Source organism: Prochlorococcus sp. MIT2302 (assembly GCF_059772385.1).
In genome coordinates this window covers 1,076,210-1,091,942 of record NZ_CM186285.1, presented here as the reverse complement: position 1 = coordinate 1,091,942, position 15,733 = coordinate 1,076,210, and the positions used below count along the sequence as shown (strand labels likewise).

Genomic DNA, 15,733 nt, shown 5'->3' with positions numbered 1-15,733 from the left:
TCTCTAAAACTTATTAACCAACCCCCGATTCTTTAAAAAAATGGCTCGCGAGAAGTTTGAGAGGAACAAACCTCACGTCAACATAGGTACTATTGGCCACGTTGACCATGGCAAAACAACACTTACTGCTGCAATCACAAAGGTTTTAGCCAAAAAAGGTCAAGCCGAAGCGCAAGATTACGCTGAAATCGATGGAGCTCCAGAAGAGCGTGAACGTGGAATCACAATCAATACTGCTCACGTTGAATATGAAACTGATGGAAGGCACTACGCACACGTTGATTGTCCAGGCCACGCTGATTATGTAAAAAACATGATTACAGGTGCTGCACAAATGGATGGTGCGATTCTCGTTGTAGCAGCCACCGACGGAGCAATGGCACAAACAAAAGAACATATACTCTTGGCCAAGCAAGTTGGAGTGCCTGCATTGGTTGTTGCACTCAACAAATGTGACATGGTCGATGATGAAGAAATGATCGAACTCGTAGAAATGGAGATTCGTGAACTTCTCACAAGTTATGACTTTCCTGGTGATGACATACCTGTTGTTCAAGTCTCAGGATTAAAAGCTATTGAGGGAGACGCAGATTGGGAAACAAAAATAGATGAGTTGATGACTGCTGTTGATGCTTCAATACCCGAGCCAGAGCGTGAAGTTGACAAGCCATTCTTAATGGCAGTGGAGGACGTTTTCTCAATTACTGGTCGTGGAACAGTTGCTACAGGACGAATCGAGAGAGGAAAAGTAACAGTTGGAGAAGAGGTTGAAATTGTAGGTATTAGAGATACGAGAGTTACAACTGTAACTGGAGTTGAGATGTTTAGAAAGCTTCTTGATGAAGGTATGGCTGGTGACAATGTTGGACTTCTTTTGAGAGGTATTCAAAAAGAAGATATTGAAAGAGGAATGGTTCTTGTTAAAAAAGGATCGATCACGCCTCACACTAAATTCGAAGGTGAAGTCTATGTATTAAAAAAAGAAGAAGGTGGCCGCCATACCCCTTTCTTCGCAGGTTATCGCCCTCAGTTTTATATCCGTACTACAGATGTAACTGGTCAAATTACTGCATTCACATCAGATGATGGAAGCAATGTTGAAATGGTCATGCCTGGTGACAGAATCAAAATGACAGGTGAATTGATTTCTCCTGTAGCCATAGAACAAGGTATGAGATTCGCAATTCGCGAAGGTGGACGTACTATTGGTGCTGGTGTAGTTTCTAAAATTATTGAGTGATAGCTCTGAGGATGACTTGTAATTTATTCAGGTCATCCTTTAGATTAAACAAGCTTGTGAACTAATCAGTTCATATTTAAAGAACCTCGAAAACCTAATTAGCTTTTGGTAATTCAACTATGTCAACTGCAATTGCACAGCAAAAAATACGCATACGCCTAAAGGCTTTTGATCGAAGAATGCTTGACTTGTCTTGCGAAAAAATAATTGAGACTGCAGACACAACAGCTGCTTCTGCAATAGGGCCTATTCCTCTACCTACAAAACGAAAAATTTACTGTGTTCTGCGCTCCCCGCATGTTGATAAAGATTCCAGAGAGCATTTTGAAACACGAACACATAGACGACTTATTGATATTTACAGCCCTTCAGCAAAGACTATAGATGCTCTAATGAAGTTAGATCTCCCAAGTGGAGTTGATATAGAAGTTAAGCTCTAGATCTTTTTCTCTCAAACAAGAGATTGATTATCTAGGATATGTTTAATTAGGAATACCCATTTGAGCGAACTTTCAGTTAGGGAGCTACCACTTTTCCCATTGCCTGAGGTTGTGCTTTTTCCTCAGGAGTACTTACCTCTTCATATTTTTGAGACTCGATATAGGGTTATGCTTCAAACTGTTTTGAAGTCAGACAGTCGTTTTGGAGTCGTTAGATGGGATCCAATCGCGAAAAAAATGGCTGATGTTGGTTGTTGTGCTGAGATCATTAAGCATCAAACTTCACAAGATGGAAGGAGCAATATTGTTACTATTGGACAGCAGAGATTTCGAATCCTAGAAATCATTAGCGAAACGCCTTTTATTAACGCTTTAGTTAGTTGGGTTGATGATGATCAAACCTCAGATCAAAAAAAACTATTAGAACTGAAGAATTCTGTCTCTATTGCCCTTAGGGATGTTGTTTCCCTAACCTCAAAATTAACTGAATCCGAGAAAGAACTCCCTGATTCTTTGCCCGATATCCCCAGAGAATTATCTTTTTGGATCGCAGCTCATCTTGGAGGCCCTGTAGCAAGTGAACAGCAAAATTTATTAGAATTAACCAATACTTACCACCGACTGGAGAGAGAATATGAACTTCTTGATCACACAAGAAGGCAACTGGCTGCAAGAACAGCTTTAAAAGATACTTTCTCAAACGCAGATCAAGCCAACAATTAATTATGCAATGGATATTATTTTTTATATTTAGCCTTTTCTTACTGTTAATTTTAAGTAATCAATGGTTCAGGGGAAGTCGTAAATATGAGTCGGTTAATAGTGTTGCATCCTCATATGATTCTTGGACTAATGACCGTTTACTAGAAAATCTCTGGGGGGAGCATATTCATTTAGGCTTTTACGAAAAACCAAATTCAAAAAAGGATTTTAGAAAAGCGAAGGTTGATTTTGTTCACGAATTAGTACGTTGGAGTGGTTTGGATAAATTACCAAAAGGGTCAAGAATATTAGATGTGGGATGCGGGATAGGCGGAAGTTCCAGAATATTATCTATTGATTATGGATTTGATGTTGTTGGTATTTCTATAAGTGAGGCACAAATTAGAAGAGCAAATGAGTTAACTACCAAGAATGATTTTTGTCGCTTTGAAGTGATGAATGCTCTTGACTTGAAGTTTGAGAAAGGAAGTTTTGACGGTGTTTGGAGCGTTGAAGCGGGGCCTCATATTGTTGATAAACAAACTTACGCAGATGAGATGCTAAGAGTACTTAGACCTGGTGGAATTTTGGCAATTGCAGATTGGAATCAAAGAGATTCAATAAAGAATCCATTAAATTTCTTGGAAAAGTTTATTATGCATCAACTTTTAATTCAATGGACCCATCCTGAATTTTCAAGTATTGAAGGATTCAAAAAAAATTTATTAAATAGTCCTTATTGTGGAGGCTCTGTAGAAACCTCTAATTGGACAAAATATACAATTCAATCTTGGAATGAATCAATATATGAAGGGTTTAGAAGACCTTCATCTATTTTGAAGTTAGGCTTTAGATCTTTAATAAAAGCATTCAGAGAAATACCAACAATTTTAATGATGAGATGGTCTTTTTCAACAGGTTTGATGAAATTTGGAGTTTTCAAATCAAGAGGATAAATTACTCAACTTCTGAACTGAAATAACATCCAAAATTAATTATTTGATTGCAAAGAGAAGATAAATCTTCAGTTATTTTTGTAAAGTCTTTTTCACTAGAATTATTTAAATCAAGATCTATGAAAAAGACATACTCGCCTAGTTCTCTTTTAGAAGGACGAGACTCAATTCGACTCATGTTCAGACCAAGATTTGCTATGCAATTTAATGCTTTAAGTAATGCACCTGGACTATTTGACTTGAGAGAAAAAGCTATGCTTGCCTTATTGCCATCAACTTTAATGTTCTTTTTTCTAAGAAGAATGAATCTAGTGCAATTGCCTTCAATATCATTAATGGGATAAGCAAGAATATTTAGTTCCACATTTGCATCTTTGGATCCTATTGCTGCTCTAAATGAGCTTCCTTTCACCATCCTTATTGCTTCTGCTGTTGAATTAGTTGGCAAATGAACTGCATTTGGAAGATTGTCATTTAGCCACTGGCTGCATTGAGCTAATGCCTGAGGATGAGAGAGGACTTCTGAAATAGTTGATAGTGATCCGCTGCTCATTAATGAGTGTTTAATGGGAAGTACTAAGGCTCTATGAATAAATAAATTTTTATGTATCCATAGAGAATCTAATGTTGTAGTTACGCCACCTTCTACTGAATTTTCAATTGGTACTACGGCTGCTTCACAAAGATTGTTTGCAAGATTTTCCACCACAGATCTTAATCCTTTGCATGGAGAGAACTGTGGTGAATCAATATTTTCTAAGGCTGCTAGGGCTTTTGCGGCCTTTTCAGCGTATGTTCCTTTGGGTCCAAGGTAAGCCACTCGAGTTGACATTAGAATAAAAAAAAGGGGTAAATGCCGATAAGATCAAACTGAGCAAGTTTTTGATAATGGCTCTTGCCTTTACAGCACGACAAAAAATTGATCTAGTTGTTCAAGAAAATGAGGAGCAACTATCTGATTATCTCCTACAACAGGAAAGAGTTGTAGGAGCAATGCTTGATCCAAAAAAATTGACCCCTTTGGGGCCAGGGAGCTTTAAGTACGAAGTCACAAGTTTTAAGGTTTTTCAACTTCAGATAAATCCAGTAGTGTCAATAGGGGTAGAAAATAGTGATAGAAAAATAAGAATGTATGTCACTGAAAGTCATTTAGAGGGCTTAGGGTTTGTTGATGATTTTGATTTAACCTTAGATGCAACTCTAGAAGCAAAACCATCAAGTCTTGAAGGGGAAGCGGTTTTAGGCGTAACAGTCAGTCAGCCTCAACTATTGAGATTAATTCCTCCCAAAATGCTCGAGACCACTGGGCACTCGATATTGAATGGAATATTATTAGGAATTAAGAGTAGAGTTGAGAAGCAGCTAATTGCTGATTTTAAAAATTGGTGTGATGAAAATTAGTTACTAAATAAATTTAATCCATTTTCAGTCTGGAGAGAAAACTTTTTCGATGAAGTCTTGTTGCGCCTGAGTGGATTAATTGTTTTCTATGGAATGCAGTTCCATAACCCTTATTTTTTTCTAGTCCATAAAAACTGTATGAGGGAGCTAGTCGTTTCATTAATTCATCTCTTGCTTCTTTTGCTAAAACGCTGGCAGCAGCAATTGAAGGGAAATGACTCTCTCCTCGAACTTGTGTTTTCTGTTTTCCTGCCCACGGGCGAATGGGTAATATTCCGTCTACTAAAAGTAAGTCTGGTGGAGACGAAAATTTTTCTAATGCTCTTACCATTGCTTTTTCAGTAGCCTCACGGATGCCGAAACTATCAATTTCTCTTGCTGATGCTTGGCCTATTGACCAGGCTATTGAATTCTCTTTGATTAAAGGAACTAATTTATATCTTTGTCTGTGGCTTAATTGTTTGCTGTCTTTTAAACCTTGAGATACGAGTTCTGATTCGTTTTCTTTGCTTAATATTACAGCCCCTGCAAAAATAGGGCCAAATAAGCAACCTCTGCCTACTTCATCAACACCCGCAATCAGATACTTATGATTACACATGCTCAAGAAGAGGCTGATGATCTTCTTCTCTTACGTCTTGGATCCTCATTCACTTCTTTTGATTCACTAGAGTTTAAATCAATTGTTTCTTCATCAAAGGCAACATTAATATCTTTCCCTTCGGTATTTTCTTTTTCTTCAGAGGTAATTGGATCTTTCTCAATGGTGTTATTTACTTTAAGAGGAATCATATCTTCATTATTATTTTTAGTATCAGATTGAGTAAGTTTTTTTTGTTGATCTTCCTCAAGAATCTTATTAATCTCTTTTTCCCCTTCCTGAATTCCAGGACGAATTATATTAACCGTATAATTTTTATATAATGGAGGTTCATCTAAAATTAAGATGGGATTAAATCCCATTGAGCTATATACAATCTCTTCATGCTCATTCATATTTATATTTATTAATTTATTCTCTTGCTTTTTATTGTTGATCTCTTTAGCAATATCATCTCCAATGCTCTCTTTGGAGATAGATTTTGAATTGTCTATTGATAATTTGTTTTCTTCATTGATGAGATTTGTGTCTATATCTTTTGTCTTATTTATACGCTTTTTCTTTAAATTATTCTCTTGTGAAGGTTGGATTTCTTCGCTGGATATTAAAGCTGAATTGATCACACTAACCTCTGATGAGGTTGTTGGATTTATGTCTTGAATAGTGATACTTGGAAGATGAGCTTGACCTTGGGAATGAGTAGAGTTTTTCCCAAATAGTTCATATATATTTTGACCTTGTCTTTTTCTAGTTAGCTCAACAAGTCCAAGCTCTGTTAGCGAAGCAATTTGTGGCCTAGCTGAGTCTCCATTTATGGCAGATGTGAAATGTTCCAATAATTGTAGTTGATCTCTTCTCGTATCCATATCTATAAAATCAATAATAATAACCCCACCAATATTTCTTAATTTTAATTGTCTTGCTATTTCTATGGCTGCTTCACAATTAGTCCATAAAACTGTTTCTCTAGAGTTTGCAGATCGTGTAAATGAGCCTGAGTTAACATCTATAACCGTTAATGCTTCTGTTGGTTCTATTATTATATACCCGCCAGAGGGTAGCTCAACTCTAGGTTTTAATGCATCATTAATTGCAGAAATCACTCTATATTTTTCTAATATATTTTGTGAATCACTATGCAACTCTATTGCTAATTCTTTATTATCCTTGCCAAGAAAATTCTTAACTCGACCAATTGCTTCACTATTGTCTACTATGATTTGAGTTGCATTTTGTCCGATATTATCTCTGAGAATTCTATGAATAAAGTCTTCATCTCTATTTAAAAGAATTGGTGGGGTACAACTCTCAGAGGCTTGTTGAATAAGCTCCCAATGCTTGAGAAGATTTTCAAGATCATCAATTAAAAATTCCTCAGAAATATCTTCTGCTTCTGTTCTTATTAAAAGCCCAGTACTAGGAGGCTTGACTAATACTCCTAATGCTCTAAGTCGATTTCTTTCACTTTCTGTGCTTATTCTTCTAGAAATATTTACACCTTGGCCATAAGGCTGGAGCACGAGATATCTTCCAGGTAGAGCGATGTTTCCAGTCAATCTTGGTCCTTTTGATCCAGTAGGTTCTTTCATTACTTGAACCAAAACCTTTTGCTTTGGTTCGAGCAGCTCTGTTATTCCTGAAGTTGCTTTTTTTAATCTAAGTGGACCTAGATCATTGACATGAATAAAACCATTTTTTTCAGTCTCACCAATATTGACAAAAGCAGCATCTATCCCTGGAAGAACATTTTCAACTGTCCCTAAGAAAATATCTCCGATTTGGTAGCTACCTTGAGCCACGATTAATTCATCTATTCTCTCATCAGTGAGCAGAGCGGCAATTCGCAAATGCTCAGCAATCACAATTTGCTGGGGCATATACAAGGTTGAGCTTTTTCAAGCTATTAAAAAATTGATTAGCAGAAAAACTGCAAGTAGAACATTTGGATAGTTATGAAGCCAAACCTAATTAAAGAGATTTTAGAATACTGTTCGGAATGGGCATTAAATATAGTCCGGTTGAAAAATGCTGGATTTGCCAGCGTTTAATCTACGTGTCCCTTTAAGAAAATCTGACGTTAATTAAGAACATTAAGGGCTAACCCCCTATTCCTTGTTCTAAAAATATACTAACACAAGATCACTTTCTGGTTAATAATTTAAGAATCTGATCTTATTAAAAAATCAGTTATTAATTATAGAATAAACTATGTTTGGAGATTTAAAGGTGTGTAAGGGATTATCCTTGAATTAAATCTTACCGATTTTCCAGTGGTACAAGTTAATGCTGATTACCTGAAATTAAAAGCAGGGTATCTTTTCCCAGAGATTTCTAGAAGAATTAAAGACTTTAACTCTAAGAATCCCAATATTGATTTAATCCGGCTCGGAATCGGTGATGTTACTGAGCCTCTGCCTTTGGCTTGTCGTGAAGCGATGAAAGCAGCTATTGAAGAAATGGGAACCCTGGAGGGTTTTAAGGGCTATGGACCAGAACAGGGCTATCAATGGCTTCGCGAAAGTATCTCTAAGAATGATTATTTATCTAGGGGTTGCGAGATTTCACCAGAGGAAATTTTTATTTCAGATGGCTCCAAATGTGATAGTAGCAATATTTTAGATATTCTTGGTAAGGATAATAAAATAGCCGTAACTGATCCTGTTTATCCAGTATACGTTGACACTAATGTCATGACTGGAAGGACAGGAGAACCAAACTCATCGGGAGAATATAAAGGTTTAAGTTATATCCCAATCAATTCAGAGAATGGATTTGAGGCAGAAATTCCAAAAGAAAAATTTGATTTAATTTATCTTTGTTTCCCTAATAACCCAACTGGGGCAGTAGCAACAAGAGAACAATTAGTTTCATGGGTTGAATATGCAAAAGAAAACGATTCTTTGATTCTTTTTGATGCTGCTTATGAGGCTTTTATTAAAGATGACTCCATTCCGCATTCGATTTTTGAAATTGAGGGATCTAAAGAATGTGCAATTGAGTTTCGTTCTTTTTCAAAAAATGCAGGATTCACAGGTACAAGATGTGCTTTTACAGTTATTCCAAAGTCTTTAAAAGGTAAAGCAGGTCAGGAAAAAGTTGATTTGTGGTCCCTATGGAATCGTCGACAAAGTACTAAATTCAATGGAGTAAGTTATATTGTCCAGAGAGGTGCGGAAGCCGTTTATTCTGAAGAAGGGCAAATTCAAATTAAAAAATTAGTAAGTTTTTATATGGATAATGCTCAAATAATTAAAGCCAATTTGACTTCTGCAGGATTTGCAGTTTTTGGCGCAATTAATGCCCCTTATGCATGGATTAAAACTCCCAATAACTTGAGCTCATGGGATTTCTTTGATTTATTACTAGAAAACGCAAATATCGTTGGCACGCCAGGAAGTGGCTTCGGAGCTGCTGGAGAAGGATATTTTCGATTGTCCGCCTTCAACAGTAGAGAAAATGTCGAAAAAGCTATGCAAAAGATTGTAAAACTTTAATGCGTAATCTCATGTTAAGTTCCTTCTTAAAAAGTGCTGTTCATCCTGGCAGTTTAATTATGGTTGATTCTACAAATAAAACAGATGGTGATACTGCGGTTATTGATCGGGAAGTTCAGCGAGTTCGAAAAACATCACCCAAGTATAAGGTTTTACTACACAATGATCCAGTTAATACAATGGATTATGTTGTTGAAACTTTAAGGCAGGTTGTCCCACAATTAAGTGAACAGGATGCCTTGAGTATTATGTTGGAAACGCATAAAACTGGCATCGGACTTGTTATCACCTGTGATTTAGAACCTGCTGAATTTTATTCTGAATCTTTAAAGGCAAAAGGCCTTACAAGTTCTATAGAATTAGAAAGCTGAAATCATTTATTAACAAGTTTTGGAATAGATGGTTACATCAAAAGATGCAATGGATACCAACATTCACTCTTTTTTTGTTTCTATATCCTGCAGGATGGTTTATTAGTCAATTTTATTCCTTTTTTTATAGAGATATTACTTCCAATCAGTTAAGTATTATAGGTACCATAATTACATTTATATTATTTCTAATTATTTTACCAAGTTGGGGAAAAATTAGATGGAAAACTGATCACTTATGGCTATTTATAGGATTAGATTTTAAAAATAAATTTGCATCATTAAAAATATTTCTTAGTGGATTTATATTTTCAGTTTTTTTAATAATTATTCTTTTTCTTTTTTTACTATTATGTGGCTGGATTGATAGAACTGACTATGTCAAGTTTGACCAACTAATAAATGCACTATTGTTAATAGTGGGTATTGTTTTTGCTGAAGAGATAATTTTTCGTGGATGGTTAATGGAGGAAATGGTTCTTCTGTATGGTTTTAGAAGAGGAATGATTTTTCAATCTATAATTTTTAGTCTTGCACATTATAGATCTGATATTGGTTTATTAGCTTTAATTCCTTTCTTAAGTGGCCTGTTTTTATTTGGAATAGTTCTAACTTTAAGACGAAATACTGATAGAGGCTCGTTATGGGGGTGTATAGGTTTGCATGGAGGATTGGTTAGTATTTGGTATCTTATTGATTCGGGAATGGTAAGTTTTTCTATTGATACTCCTTATTTTTTAATAGGACCAAGCAAAAATATGGTGAATCCAATTGGAAGTGTAATTGGCATAATAATTTTGTTAATTACGATATTTTTTCAACGAAGACTTTTTTCTAGAACCGGTCGGTTTTTAGCTTCGACAGTTAATGCTTCGTCTAACGATGAAACCCCATAATCTCTTTCTAATAAGTTCATAACAGTTCTACCGAAGTCGTTGGGATTTGTATCAAAGGCCTCCAAGCAAACTCTTCCAAATTCCTTGCCCATAGGTTCTGGATTCCAGAGGAGTTTCCTCGCAGTCCAAGGCATTAAACTCATTGGGTTATATCCAGGCTTTAATAAACCTTTTTTTAATCCATATTCTTCTAGTAAAGTATGGGGCTGTAGCCCTATAAAAAATATAGAAGGCTCAACAATATCAGCTCCAAAAGTCTTCTCTAATTCTCTATGGTAAGCGACTGTTTGTCTTATTGTTTCTGGACGCTCGTCTATAACATTGAATGAATAATTTACTGAAACCTGTGCATTAAAACCTGCTTTTGCTAGAAGTTCACAATTTTTCAGAACTGTTTTTAAGTTGTATCCCATTCTCATTTTTCTGACAAGTTCTTGGGATCCAGAAGTTATTCCAATTTCGAAATAGCTCATACCTGTTTTAACCATTAATTCTGCTAATTCTTCATCTAAATTGTCAGCTCTTATGTATGCCGCCCAATGAATATCATTCAAACCTTCATCATATATAGCTTGAAGAATATCTTTGGCGTTTTGAATATGTCCTCTTGAGGGTATGAATTGGGCATCAGTAAACCAAAAGCCGCGCACACCAAGGTTATACAATTGTTTGATTTCTTTAATAACCTCACTTACTGGATTGATTCTTACTTTTTTACCTTCAATGACTGTGTAGATACAATAACAACAATTATGAGGACATCCTCTTTTCGTTTGTACTCCAATATAGAAGTCGCCACCATCTAGATACCATTTAAATTCGGGCCAAATAGATTGAATATAGTCATAATCACATGCTGTTTTAACTATGTTATTTGGCTTCTCATGAATCAATTTTTCTCTAGGAGACTCGCCAACAACAAAACATCTTTCATCAATTATTGATTCATTTCTTATTAATTTTTCTATTAAAAGCTCTCCTTCGCCTAAAGAAATAATAGTACCTTTGGGAAGTGAATTTTTTAATTGATTATAAAAAACACTAACAGCACCTCCTCCTACTATTGCATTAGCATTTGGATTATGTTTCTTTGCATATCTCAATCCCTTTCTAATTAATCTTTGGTTTCTCCATATCTCTCCATAATGACTTTTTAATAGCTGAAAACCACCTAAAGCACCGCGAATTTTTTTGAGGGGATTTCGAGCATAAAAAACTTCAAATGAATTTTGTAATGGATTTCCACCTCTTCCATCTACAGGGGCATAAATTTGTATATCTCTCCATGAAAAAACTAATAGTGTAGGTTTAAATTTTTCAATACTACCAATCAATATTCTTTCGACATCTAAAATTGGTAATGAAGCTAAATCTATAATTAATTGTTGAATTTTCGGGAAGCATTTATGTACATGATCAGCTAGATAAATTGGTCCAATAGGAAAAATAGGATTGCAAGGGAGTCTGACGTACAAGATCTTAGACCCTGGTTTAGGTCCAAGAAGTTTTAATTCAGTAGTCACATTTGCTTGCATCAGAACATCTTTTGACAACAAAAATAATTATTTTAAGACAAACAATAACAATTTGTTGACCTTTTTGATTGAAAATTAGATTAATAGTAAAAAGAAAAACCCAAGCCCATTGAAAATTTAGTCAAAACTTAGTTATGGAGGCGTTTTTATATTTTTTCAATTAGTAAGATCAACATCTTATTGAAAGGAAAAGTTTTCATAGACACTTTTTTAATTGATATTGATCAATTGATAAAAAAAACAAAAAATAGACCAAACTGAAGTTATCGCTTTAACGATTGGATTATGAATCCTCCAATGACTTTGATCATATACATCCTCAGTGGCGCTGCACTTGGAAGCTTGATGCTCCTTAGTGGTATCCCTGCGGCTCCTCTTCTGGGCTCGATTTTGGCGGCAGGATTCTTAAGCATAAGTGGTCAATTTGAACCTGCTCAATGGCCGATGGGTACCAAAACTTTGCTTGGAATTGGTGTAGGAACAGTTATTGGCACGGGGATTAATCGAGATACTCTTGCAGAGCTACAAACTCTCTGGAAGCCAGCTATGGTTATTACCTTTACTTTGATTCTCACAGGACTCTTGGTTGGTTTTTTGGTAGTCCGTTTGTTTGGAATTGATCCATTAATAGCTTTGTTGGGTTCTGCTCCTGGAGGCACCCTAGGAATGAGTCTGGTTGGGGCAGAACTTGGAGTAGGAGCTGCCGTAGCAGCAATCCATGCATTTAGATTGATAGCTGTTTTATTAATCACTCCAGCTGTTGTTAAGTACTTAGCTCCTCTTTTTGGTGTGAAGGTGCTCTAGAAACTCAATAATCAAAAAGTTCAAGATGATTCATCAAGTAATTAAATTTACAAAATTTTCCAAACAGAATTTTCAGGTATTTTTGGACCTATTGATTTATCTGGTGGCTCTTCAGTACTGATTCGCCAGTCAGGCACACGACATTGTACATATCCTGGATTCTGTATGAGAACTCCAGGATTGCAATCTTTTTTATAAGTGAATCCTCCCTTCCATATCCCTCCATCTTTGACTGAACCTTTGAACCAAACCCAACAGTTTTCTCTTTGCATTTGATTTTTTAGCTAGAAATTTGAAAGTTTATTTTTTAACGGTTGAAATTTCATTTACCTTCTTCTGCTTCTGCGTCTTTGTTGCAATTTACGCTTGTATTTTTCAACAGGAGTTTCATGATGACGCAGGCGCTTTAATTCTCCAAAGATACCAGCCTTTGAAACTTGACGCTTAAAGCGGCGAAGTGCTGATTCGATGCCTTCGTTTTCTCCAACAGTTACTTGAGTCAAAAAGATAAAAAATTCTATTAGATAATTTTACAGGACGATAAAGCATATTTTTGTTTTGTCCTTTTTGGGAGAAAAAGATCTAGAGTAATAGTTGAATTATCCAAATAGCTTTCTTCAAGTTTTGCTTTTTAGCCAAATCATTGAGGTTTTCCCCTTTTCGGACCATTCATTATTTCTTCATCGGTCCGTTACCTAATGACTATTTACATAGGGAATCTCTCATTTGATGCTGAGATCGAAGATATTGTTGGTGTTTTTAGCAGTTATGGTGAAGTTACTAATTGTAAGCTGCCACTAGAGAGGGAAACAGGAAGAAAAAGAGGGTTCGCTTTTGTTGATATGGGTGATGATGCTCAAGAACAAAAAGCAATCGATGATCTTCAAGATGTTGAATGGATGGGTAGAGCTATTAGGGTTACAAAAGCTAGACCTAAAAATAGTTAACCTGAATTTTTCATGCCTCTCAAAATAAAGCTTTCTGCAATTCGATTAATTGTATTTTTTGAATTTTAATTAATTTTAGATTTCAGTCTATTAGCGAATTAAGCATTTTCTTAAATTAATGCTGTAATGATAAGCAGTTCAGAGCAATGCCTTTTTTAATGGTTTACTCAACAATTCCTTTTTCAACAATCACATTTGGCGGGTTTAATCCTTTAGCTGCAGTAGCAGGTTTGGTTATCTTTTTTCAGATTTCTCAAATTTATTATTATGGATTACCTGAGAATGAACCATCAGTTGAGCTTTCTGAGGCTGGTTCATATAAATATCTTCAAAAACAATTTATTGGTGTTCAAATAGTAACTGCCCTTATTGCTGCTTCAGTTATGCTTGCAGGCCCTGATAAGATATTTTTTCCGTTTAAATATTTCTAAGTTAAAAATAGACAAAATTAATTTTTAGATAAAAAAGACAGTTAATTTTGACTGTCTTTTTTATGTTTTTGTAATTCAACTTGAATTAATAACTGATTTTGAAAAATAGTTTTAGAACGTTAATATTTCTGATTGGATAATTTTTGTTTGAAAATCATTACTTTGTTCATTACGGACATCAATCTATGAATTTTCTGTTTTTAATAGTTTAGTCAAGTTATTTTTTATGCAATTAAATCAAAAAAATACTGATAGTTCTCAAGATATTGTTAATCAAAATGAAAAGGTGATCACAAAGTTAACTATTGAAAATCTTAATTACTTGTATCCAAATGGGCATCGTATTACTCATCAAATGAGATGGTTTAAAGGCAGCCGTAATAGGGGCTTAATAAGTGATGCCGCAGCATAAAAGAGAAAATTATGCTCAATTTTTACTGATAACTTTTATATGAAAAAACTAATCTTTCTGATCCATATGAAGATTTTGTGAGAATAGAGAAACTCGATGCTAATGAAGCGCAAATCAAATCTAATCAAATAAAGTCCAATTCAAGAAAAAATAAAAAATCTAATAATTAATATTAGTTATTTTTATTTATTAGAGTTCTAAAATTTGTTTTACATACATTAAAAAGCCTCCTGTTTCAACAGGAGGCTTTTGTTTAACTTTGCGGGGTTAGAAGCTAAATGCAGTTTCAACAACAACACCAGAATCATCATCACCAGTACTTGTATCTTCTACTGTGAAGAAACCAGGAGTGATTGATACATTGTCGTTCAATGCATAAGTGTAAGAAACTTCAAATCCTGTTGAATCTAAAGTATCACTACCATCAACATCAGTTGTGTTGTAAGCAGCACTTAGTGTTCCAGGACCAACTTCGTAGTCAACACCGATGAACAAATCAGTTGCATCAGCACCAGTTTCTGGATCATTTGTGTCATAAGCAATGCTGAATGTCGCATCAATTGACTCTGGGCTGTAGTAGATACCACCACCAAATGTGTCGTATCCAGCGCCAGCATCGCCGTCGTTAGAAGCGATTACTAGACCGCCACCAAAGCCGTCACCGTTGTAGCCAAGAGTGAAAGTTGAAACATCATCAGCATCATCAGAATTGATACCTTTGGTTGCGTCAGTACCACCAACAGATACAAAGCTGACAGAAGCAACTACGCCGTTGTCGTTAGAGTAAGCAATACCAACTCCTGGGCCAGTTTCGTTGCCAGCCAAAGAGTAAGGCATAGCACCTAGTCTGAAAGCATCTGAATAAGCAGATGTTGTTGCAGCAACAACATCATCCTGATCAACTAAAGGACCAGCAGTTACTTCTAGATCGCCAACAGGGAACGCATAAAATAAAGACTGAACATCTAGATCACCTGTCTCAGCACTATCCATGCTTGCAAGTGGGCCACTAGCATTACCAGCTACGATACCTGCGTAGAAAAGATCTTCGCCTGTGAAGCTAGAAGATACATCAAGGCTATATGCATATTGCATATAAAGCTCTTCTTCTGTGTCTGTTGTTCCGCCGTCAGAAACAGAACCGACAGTGAAATAAGCACCACCAGAAAGAGATGTGGTAGATGAGAATGCAGTATCTGCGTTAACTGCAACAGGAGCCATTAGGCCCAAGGCAGCAGGAGCAACCAGCAAACGCTGAAAAAACTTCATTGTGTCCTCACACAAATTAAGATCAATTTATTTTCGTTATTAACAATTAAAGAAGATGTATTTTTAATTACACTATTAAAAAATATTTAGTAACGGTGAATACAATTTTGGTTTCTATGAATCCTTGGCCTTTTAACTTAAAATTAATTTATCGAATTCTATTATGGAGATTTTTGAATAATATATTCTTACAAGAATCTGAAAATAATTATTAATGGAATATCCATTTTTTAG

19 protein-coding genes are annotated in these 15,733 nt (G+C 35.5%); 12 read left to right on the top strand and 7 right to left on the bottom strand.

All coding sequences use genetic code 11. The features are described from left to right. The first annotated feature begins 40 nt into the window (after positions 1 to 40). The 4 genes from tuf (at position 41) to AC6EI2_RS06395 (ending at position 3,338) form a co-directional block, all read left to right on the top strand. Entirely contained in the window at positions 41 to 1,240 is a 1,200-nt protein-coding gene (tuf, locus tag AC6EI2_RS06410; RefSeq protein WP_498461531.1) for an elongation factor Tu, read from the top strand. A gap of 119 nt (positions 1,241 to 1,359) precedes the next feature. Then, positions 1,360 to 1,680, top strand: coding sequence for a 30S ribosomal protein S10 (rpsJ, locus tag AC6EI2_RS06405; RefSeq protein ID WP_498461530.1), 321 nt, complete (start codon positions 1,360 to 1,362; stop codon positions 1,678 to 1,680). A 60-nt stretch (positions 1,681 to 1,740) separates the two neighbouring features. After that, on the top strand, positions 1,741 to 2,403 hold the full coding sequence (locus AC6EI2_RS06400; RefSeq protein WP_498461529.1) for an LON peptidase substrate-binding domain-containing protein: 663 nt from the start codon (positions 1,741 to 1,743) through the stop codon (positions 2,401 to 2,403). A gap of 2 nt (positions 2,404 to 2,405) precedes the next feature. Next, positions 2,406 to 3,338: a methyltransferase domain-containing protein gene (locus AC6EI2_RS06395; protein WP_498461528.1), complete on the top strand. Its 933-nt coding sequence runs from the start codon at positions 2,406 to 2,408 to the stop codon at positions 3,336 to 3,338. Between the two features lies 1 nt (position 3,339). Here the strand turns inward: AC6EI2_RS06395 and pheA are convergent, their stop codons facing one another. Beyond that, positions 3,340 to 4,170 (bottom strand): prephenate dehydratase, encoded by an 831-nt coding sequence (gene pheA / locus AC6EI2_RS06390; protein ID WP_498461527.1) that lies wholly within the window; start codon positions 4,168 to 4,170, stop codon positions 3,340 to 3,342. Between the two features lie 56 nt (positions 4,171 to 4,226). Here pheA and AC6EI2_RS06385 point away from each other — a divergent pair, with 56 nt between their 5' ends. Next, positions 4,227 to 4,739, top strand: a complete 513-nt coding sequence (locus AC6EI2_RS06385; RefSeq protein ID WP_498461526.1) for a DUF1997 domain-containing protein — start codon at positions 4,227 to 4,229, stop codon at positions 4,737 to 4,739. Between the two features lie 13 nt (positions 4,740 to 4,752). Here the strand turns inward: AC6EI2_RS06385 and AC6EI2_RS06380 are convergent, their stop codons facing one another. Continuing rightward, complete coding sequence (locus AC6EI2_RS06380) at positions 4,753 to 5,340, bottom strand: ribonuclease HII (RefSeq protein ID WP_498461525.1); 588 nt, start codon at positions 5,338 to 5,340, stop codon at positions 4,753 to 4,755. Positions 5,341 to 5,342: 2 nt separating this feature from the next. Beyond that, positions 5,343 to 7,217 (bottom strand): Rne/Rng family ribonuclease, encoded by a 1,875-nt coding sequence (locus AC6EI2_RS06375; protein WP_498461524.1) that lies wholly within the window; start codon positions 7,215 to 7,217, stop codon positions 5,343 to 5,345. A 393-nt stretch (positions 7,218 to 7,610) separates the two neighbouring features. Here AC6EI2_RS06375 and AC6EI2_RS06370 point away from each other — a divergent pair, with 393 nt between their 5' ends. Genes AC6EI2_RS06370 through AC6EI2_RS06360 form a run of 3 tightly spaced genes read left to right on the top strand, consistent with a single transcriptional unit; the run spans position 7,611 to position 10,101 of the window. Next, positions 7,611 to 8,834, top strand: a complete 1,224-nt coding sequence (locus tag AC6EI2_RS06370) for an LL-diaminopimelate aminotransferase (RefSeq protein ID WP_498461523.1) — start codon at positions 7,611 to 7,613, stop codon at positions 8,832 to 8,834. Then, the gene (clpS, locus tag AC6EI2_RS06365) at positions 8,834 to 9,205 is read left to right on the top strand and encodes an ATP-dependent Clp protease adapter ClpS (protein WP_498461522.1); all 372 of its coding nucleotides are present in this window, start codon (positions 8,834 to 8,836) and stop codon (positions 9,203 to 9,205) included. The genes AC6EI2_RS06370 and clpS overlap by 1 nt, the downstream gene beginning before the upstream one ends. Before the next feature lie 44 nt (positions 9,206 to 9,249). After that, on the top strand, positions 9,250 to 10,101 hold the full coding sequence (locus tag AC6EI2_RS06360; RefSeq protein ID WP_498461521.1) for a CPBP family intramembrane glutamic endopeptidase: 852 nt from the start codon (positions 9,250 to 9,252) through the stop codon (positions 10,099 to 10,101). Here AC6EI2_RS06360 and AC6EI2_RS06355 read toward each other — a convergent pair. Further along, positions 10,023 to 11,636, bottom strand: coding sequence for a photosystem II high light acclimation radical SAM protein (locus tag AC6EI2_RS06355; RefSeq protein WP_498463465.1), 1,614 nt, complete (start codon positions 11,634 to 11,636; stop codon positions 10,023 to 10,025). The two genes, AC6EI2_RS06360 and AC6EI2_RS06355, sit on opposite strands and share 79 nt — an antisense overlap. Before the next feature lie 285 nt (positions 11,637 to 11,921). Here AC6EI2_RS06355 and AC6EI2_RS06350 point away from each other — a divergent pair, with 285 nt between their 5' ends. Then, positions 11,922 to 12,440 (top strand): AbrB family transcriptional regulator, encoded by a 519-nt coding sequence (locus AC6EI2_RS06350; protein WP_498461520.1) that lies wholly within the window; start codon positions 11,922 to 11,924, stop codon positions 12,438 to 12,440. Between the two features lie 47 nt (positions 12,441 to 12,487). Here AC6EI2_RS06350 and AC6EI2_RS06345 read toward each other — a convergent pair whose 3' ends face one another. Next, complete coding sequence (locus AC6EI2_RS06345; protein ID WP_498461519.1) at positions 12,488 to 12,712, bottom strand: hypothetical protein; 225 nt, start codon at positions 12,710 to 12,712, stop codon at positions 12,488 to 12,490. A gap of 54 nt (positions 12,713 to 12,766) precedes the next feature. Further along, complete coding sequence (rpsU, locus tag AC6EI2_RS06340; RefSeq protein WP_011295405.1) at positions 12,767 to 12,943, bottom strand: 30S ribosomal protein S21; 177 nt, start codon at positions 12,941 to 12,943, stop codon at positions 12,767 to 12,769. A gap of 195 nt (positions 12,944 to 13,138) precedes the next feature. Between rpsU and rbp the strand changes: the two genes are divergently transcribed. The 3 genes from rbp (at position 13,139) to AC6EI2_RS06325 (ending at position 14,230) form a co-directional block, all read left to right on the top strand. Continuing rightward, positions 13,139 to 13,387, top strand: a complete 249-nt coding sequence (rbp, locus tag AC6EI2_RS06335) for an RNA-binding regulator (protein WP_498461518.1) — start codon at positions 13,139 to 13,141, stop codon at positions 13,385 to 13,387. A 158-nt stretch (positions 13,388 to 13,545) separates the two neighbouring features. Continuing rightward, positions 13,546 to 13,818, top strand: a complete 273-nt coding sequence (locus AC6EI2_RS06330) for a hypothetical protein (RefSeq protein ID WP_498461517.1) — start codon at positions 13,546 to 13,548, stop codon at positions 13,816 to 13,818. A 226-nt stretch (positions 13,819 to 14,044) separates the two neighbouring features. Further along, complete coding sequence (locus AC6EI2_RS06325; protein WP_498461516.1) at positions 14,045 to 14,230, top strand: hypothetical protein; 186 nt, start codon at positions 14,045 to 14,047, stop codon at positions 14,228 to 14,230. A gap of 267 nt (positions 14,231 to 14,497) precedes the next feature. Here AC6EI2_RS06325 and AC6EI2_RS06320 read toward each other — a convergent pair whose 3' ends face one another. After that, positions 14,498 to 15,499, bottom strand: a complete 1,002-nt coding sequence (locus AC6EI2_RS06320) for a porin (RefSeq protein ID WP_498461515.1) — start codon at positions 15,497 to 15,499, stop codon at positions 14,498 to 14,500. Positions 15,500 to 15,733: the final 234 nt, after the last annotated feature.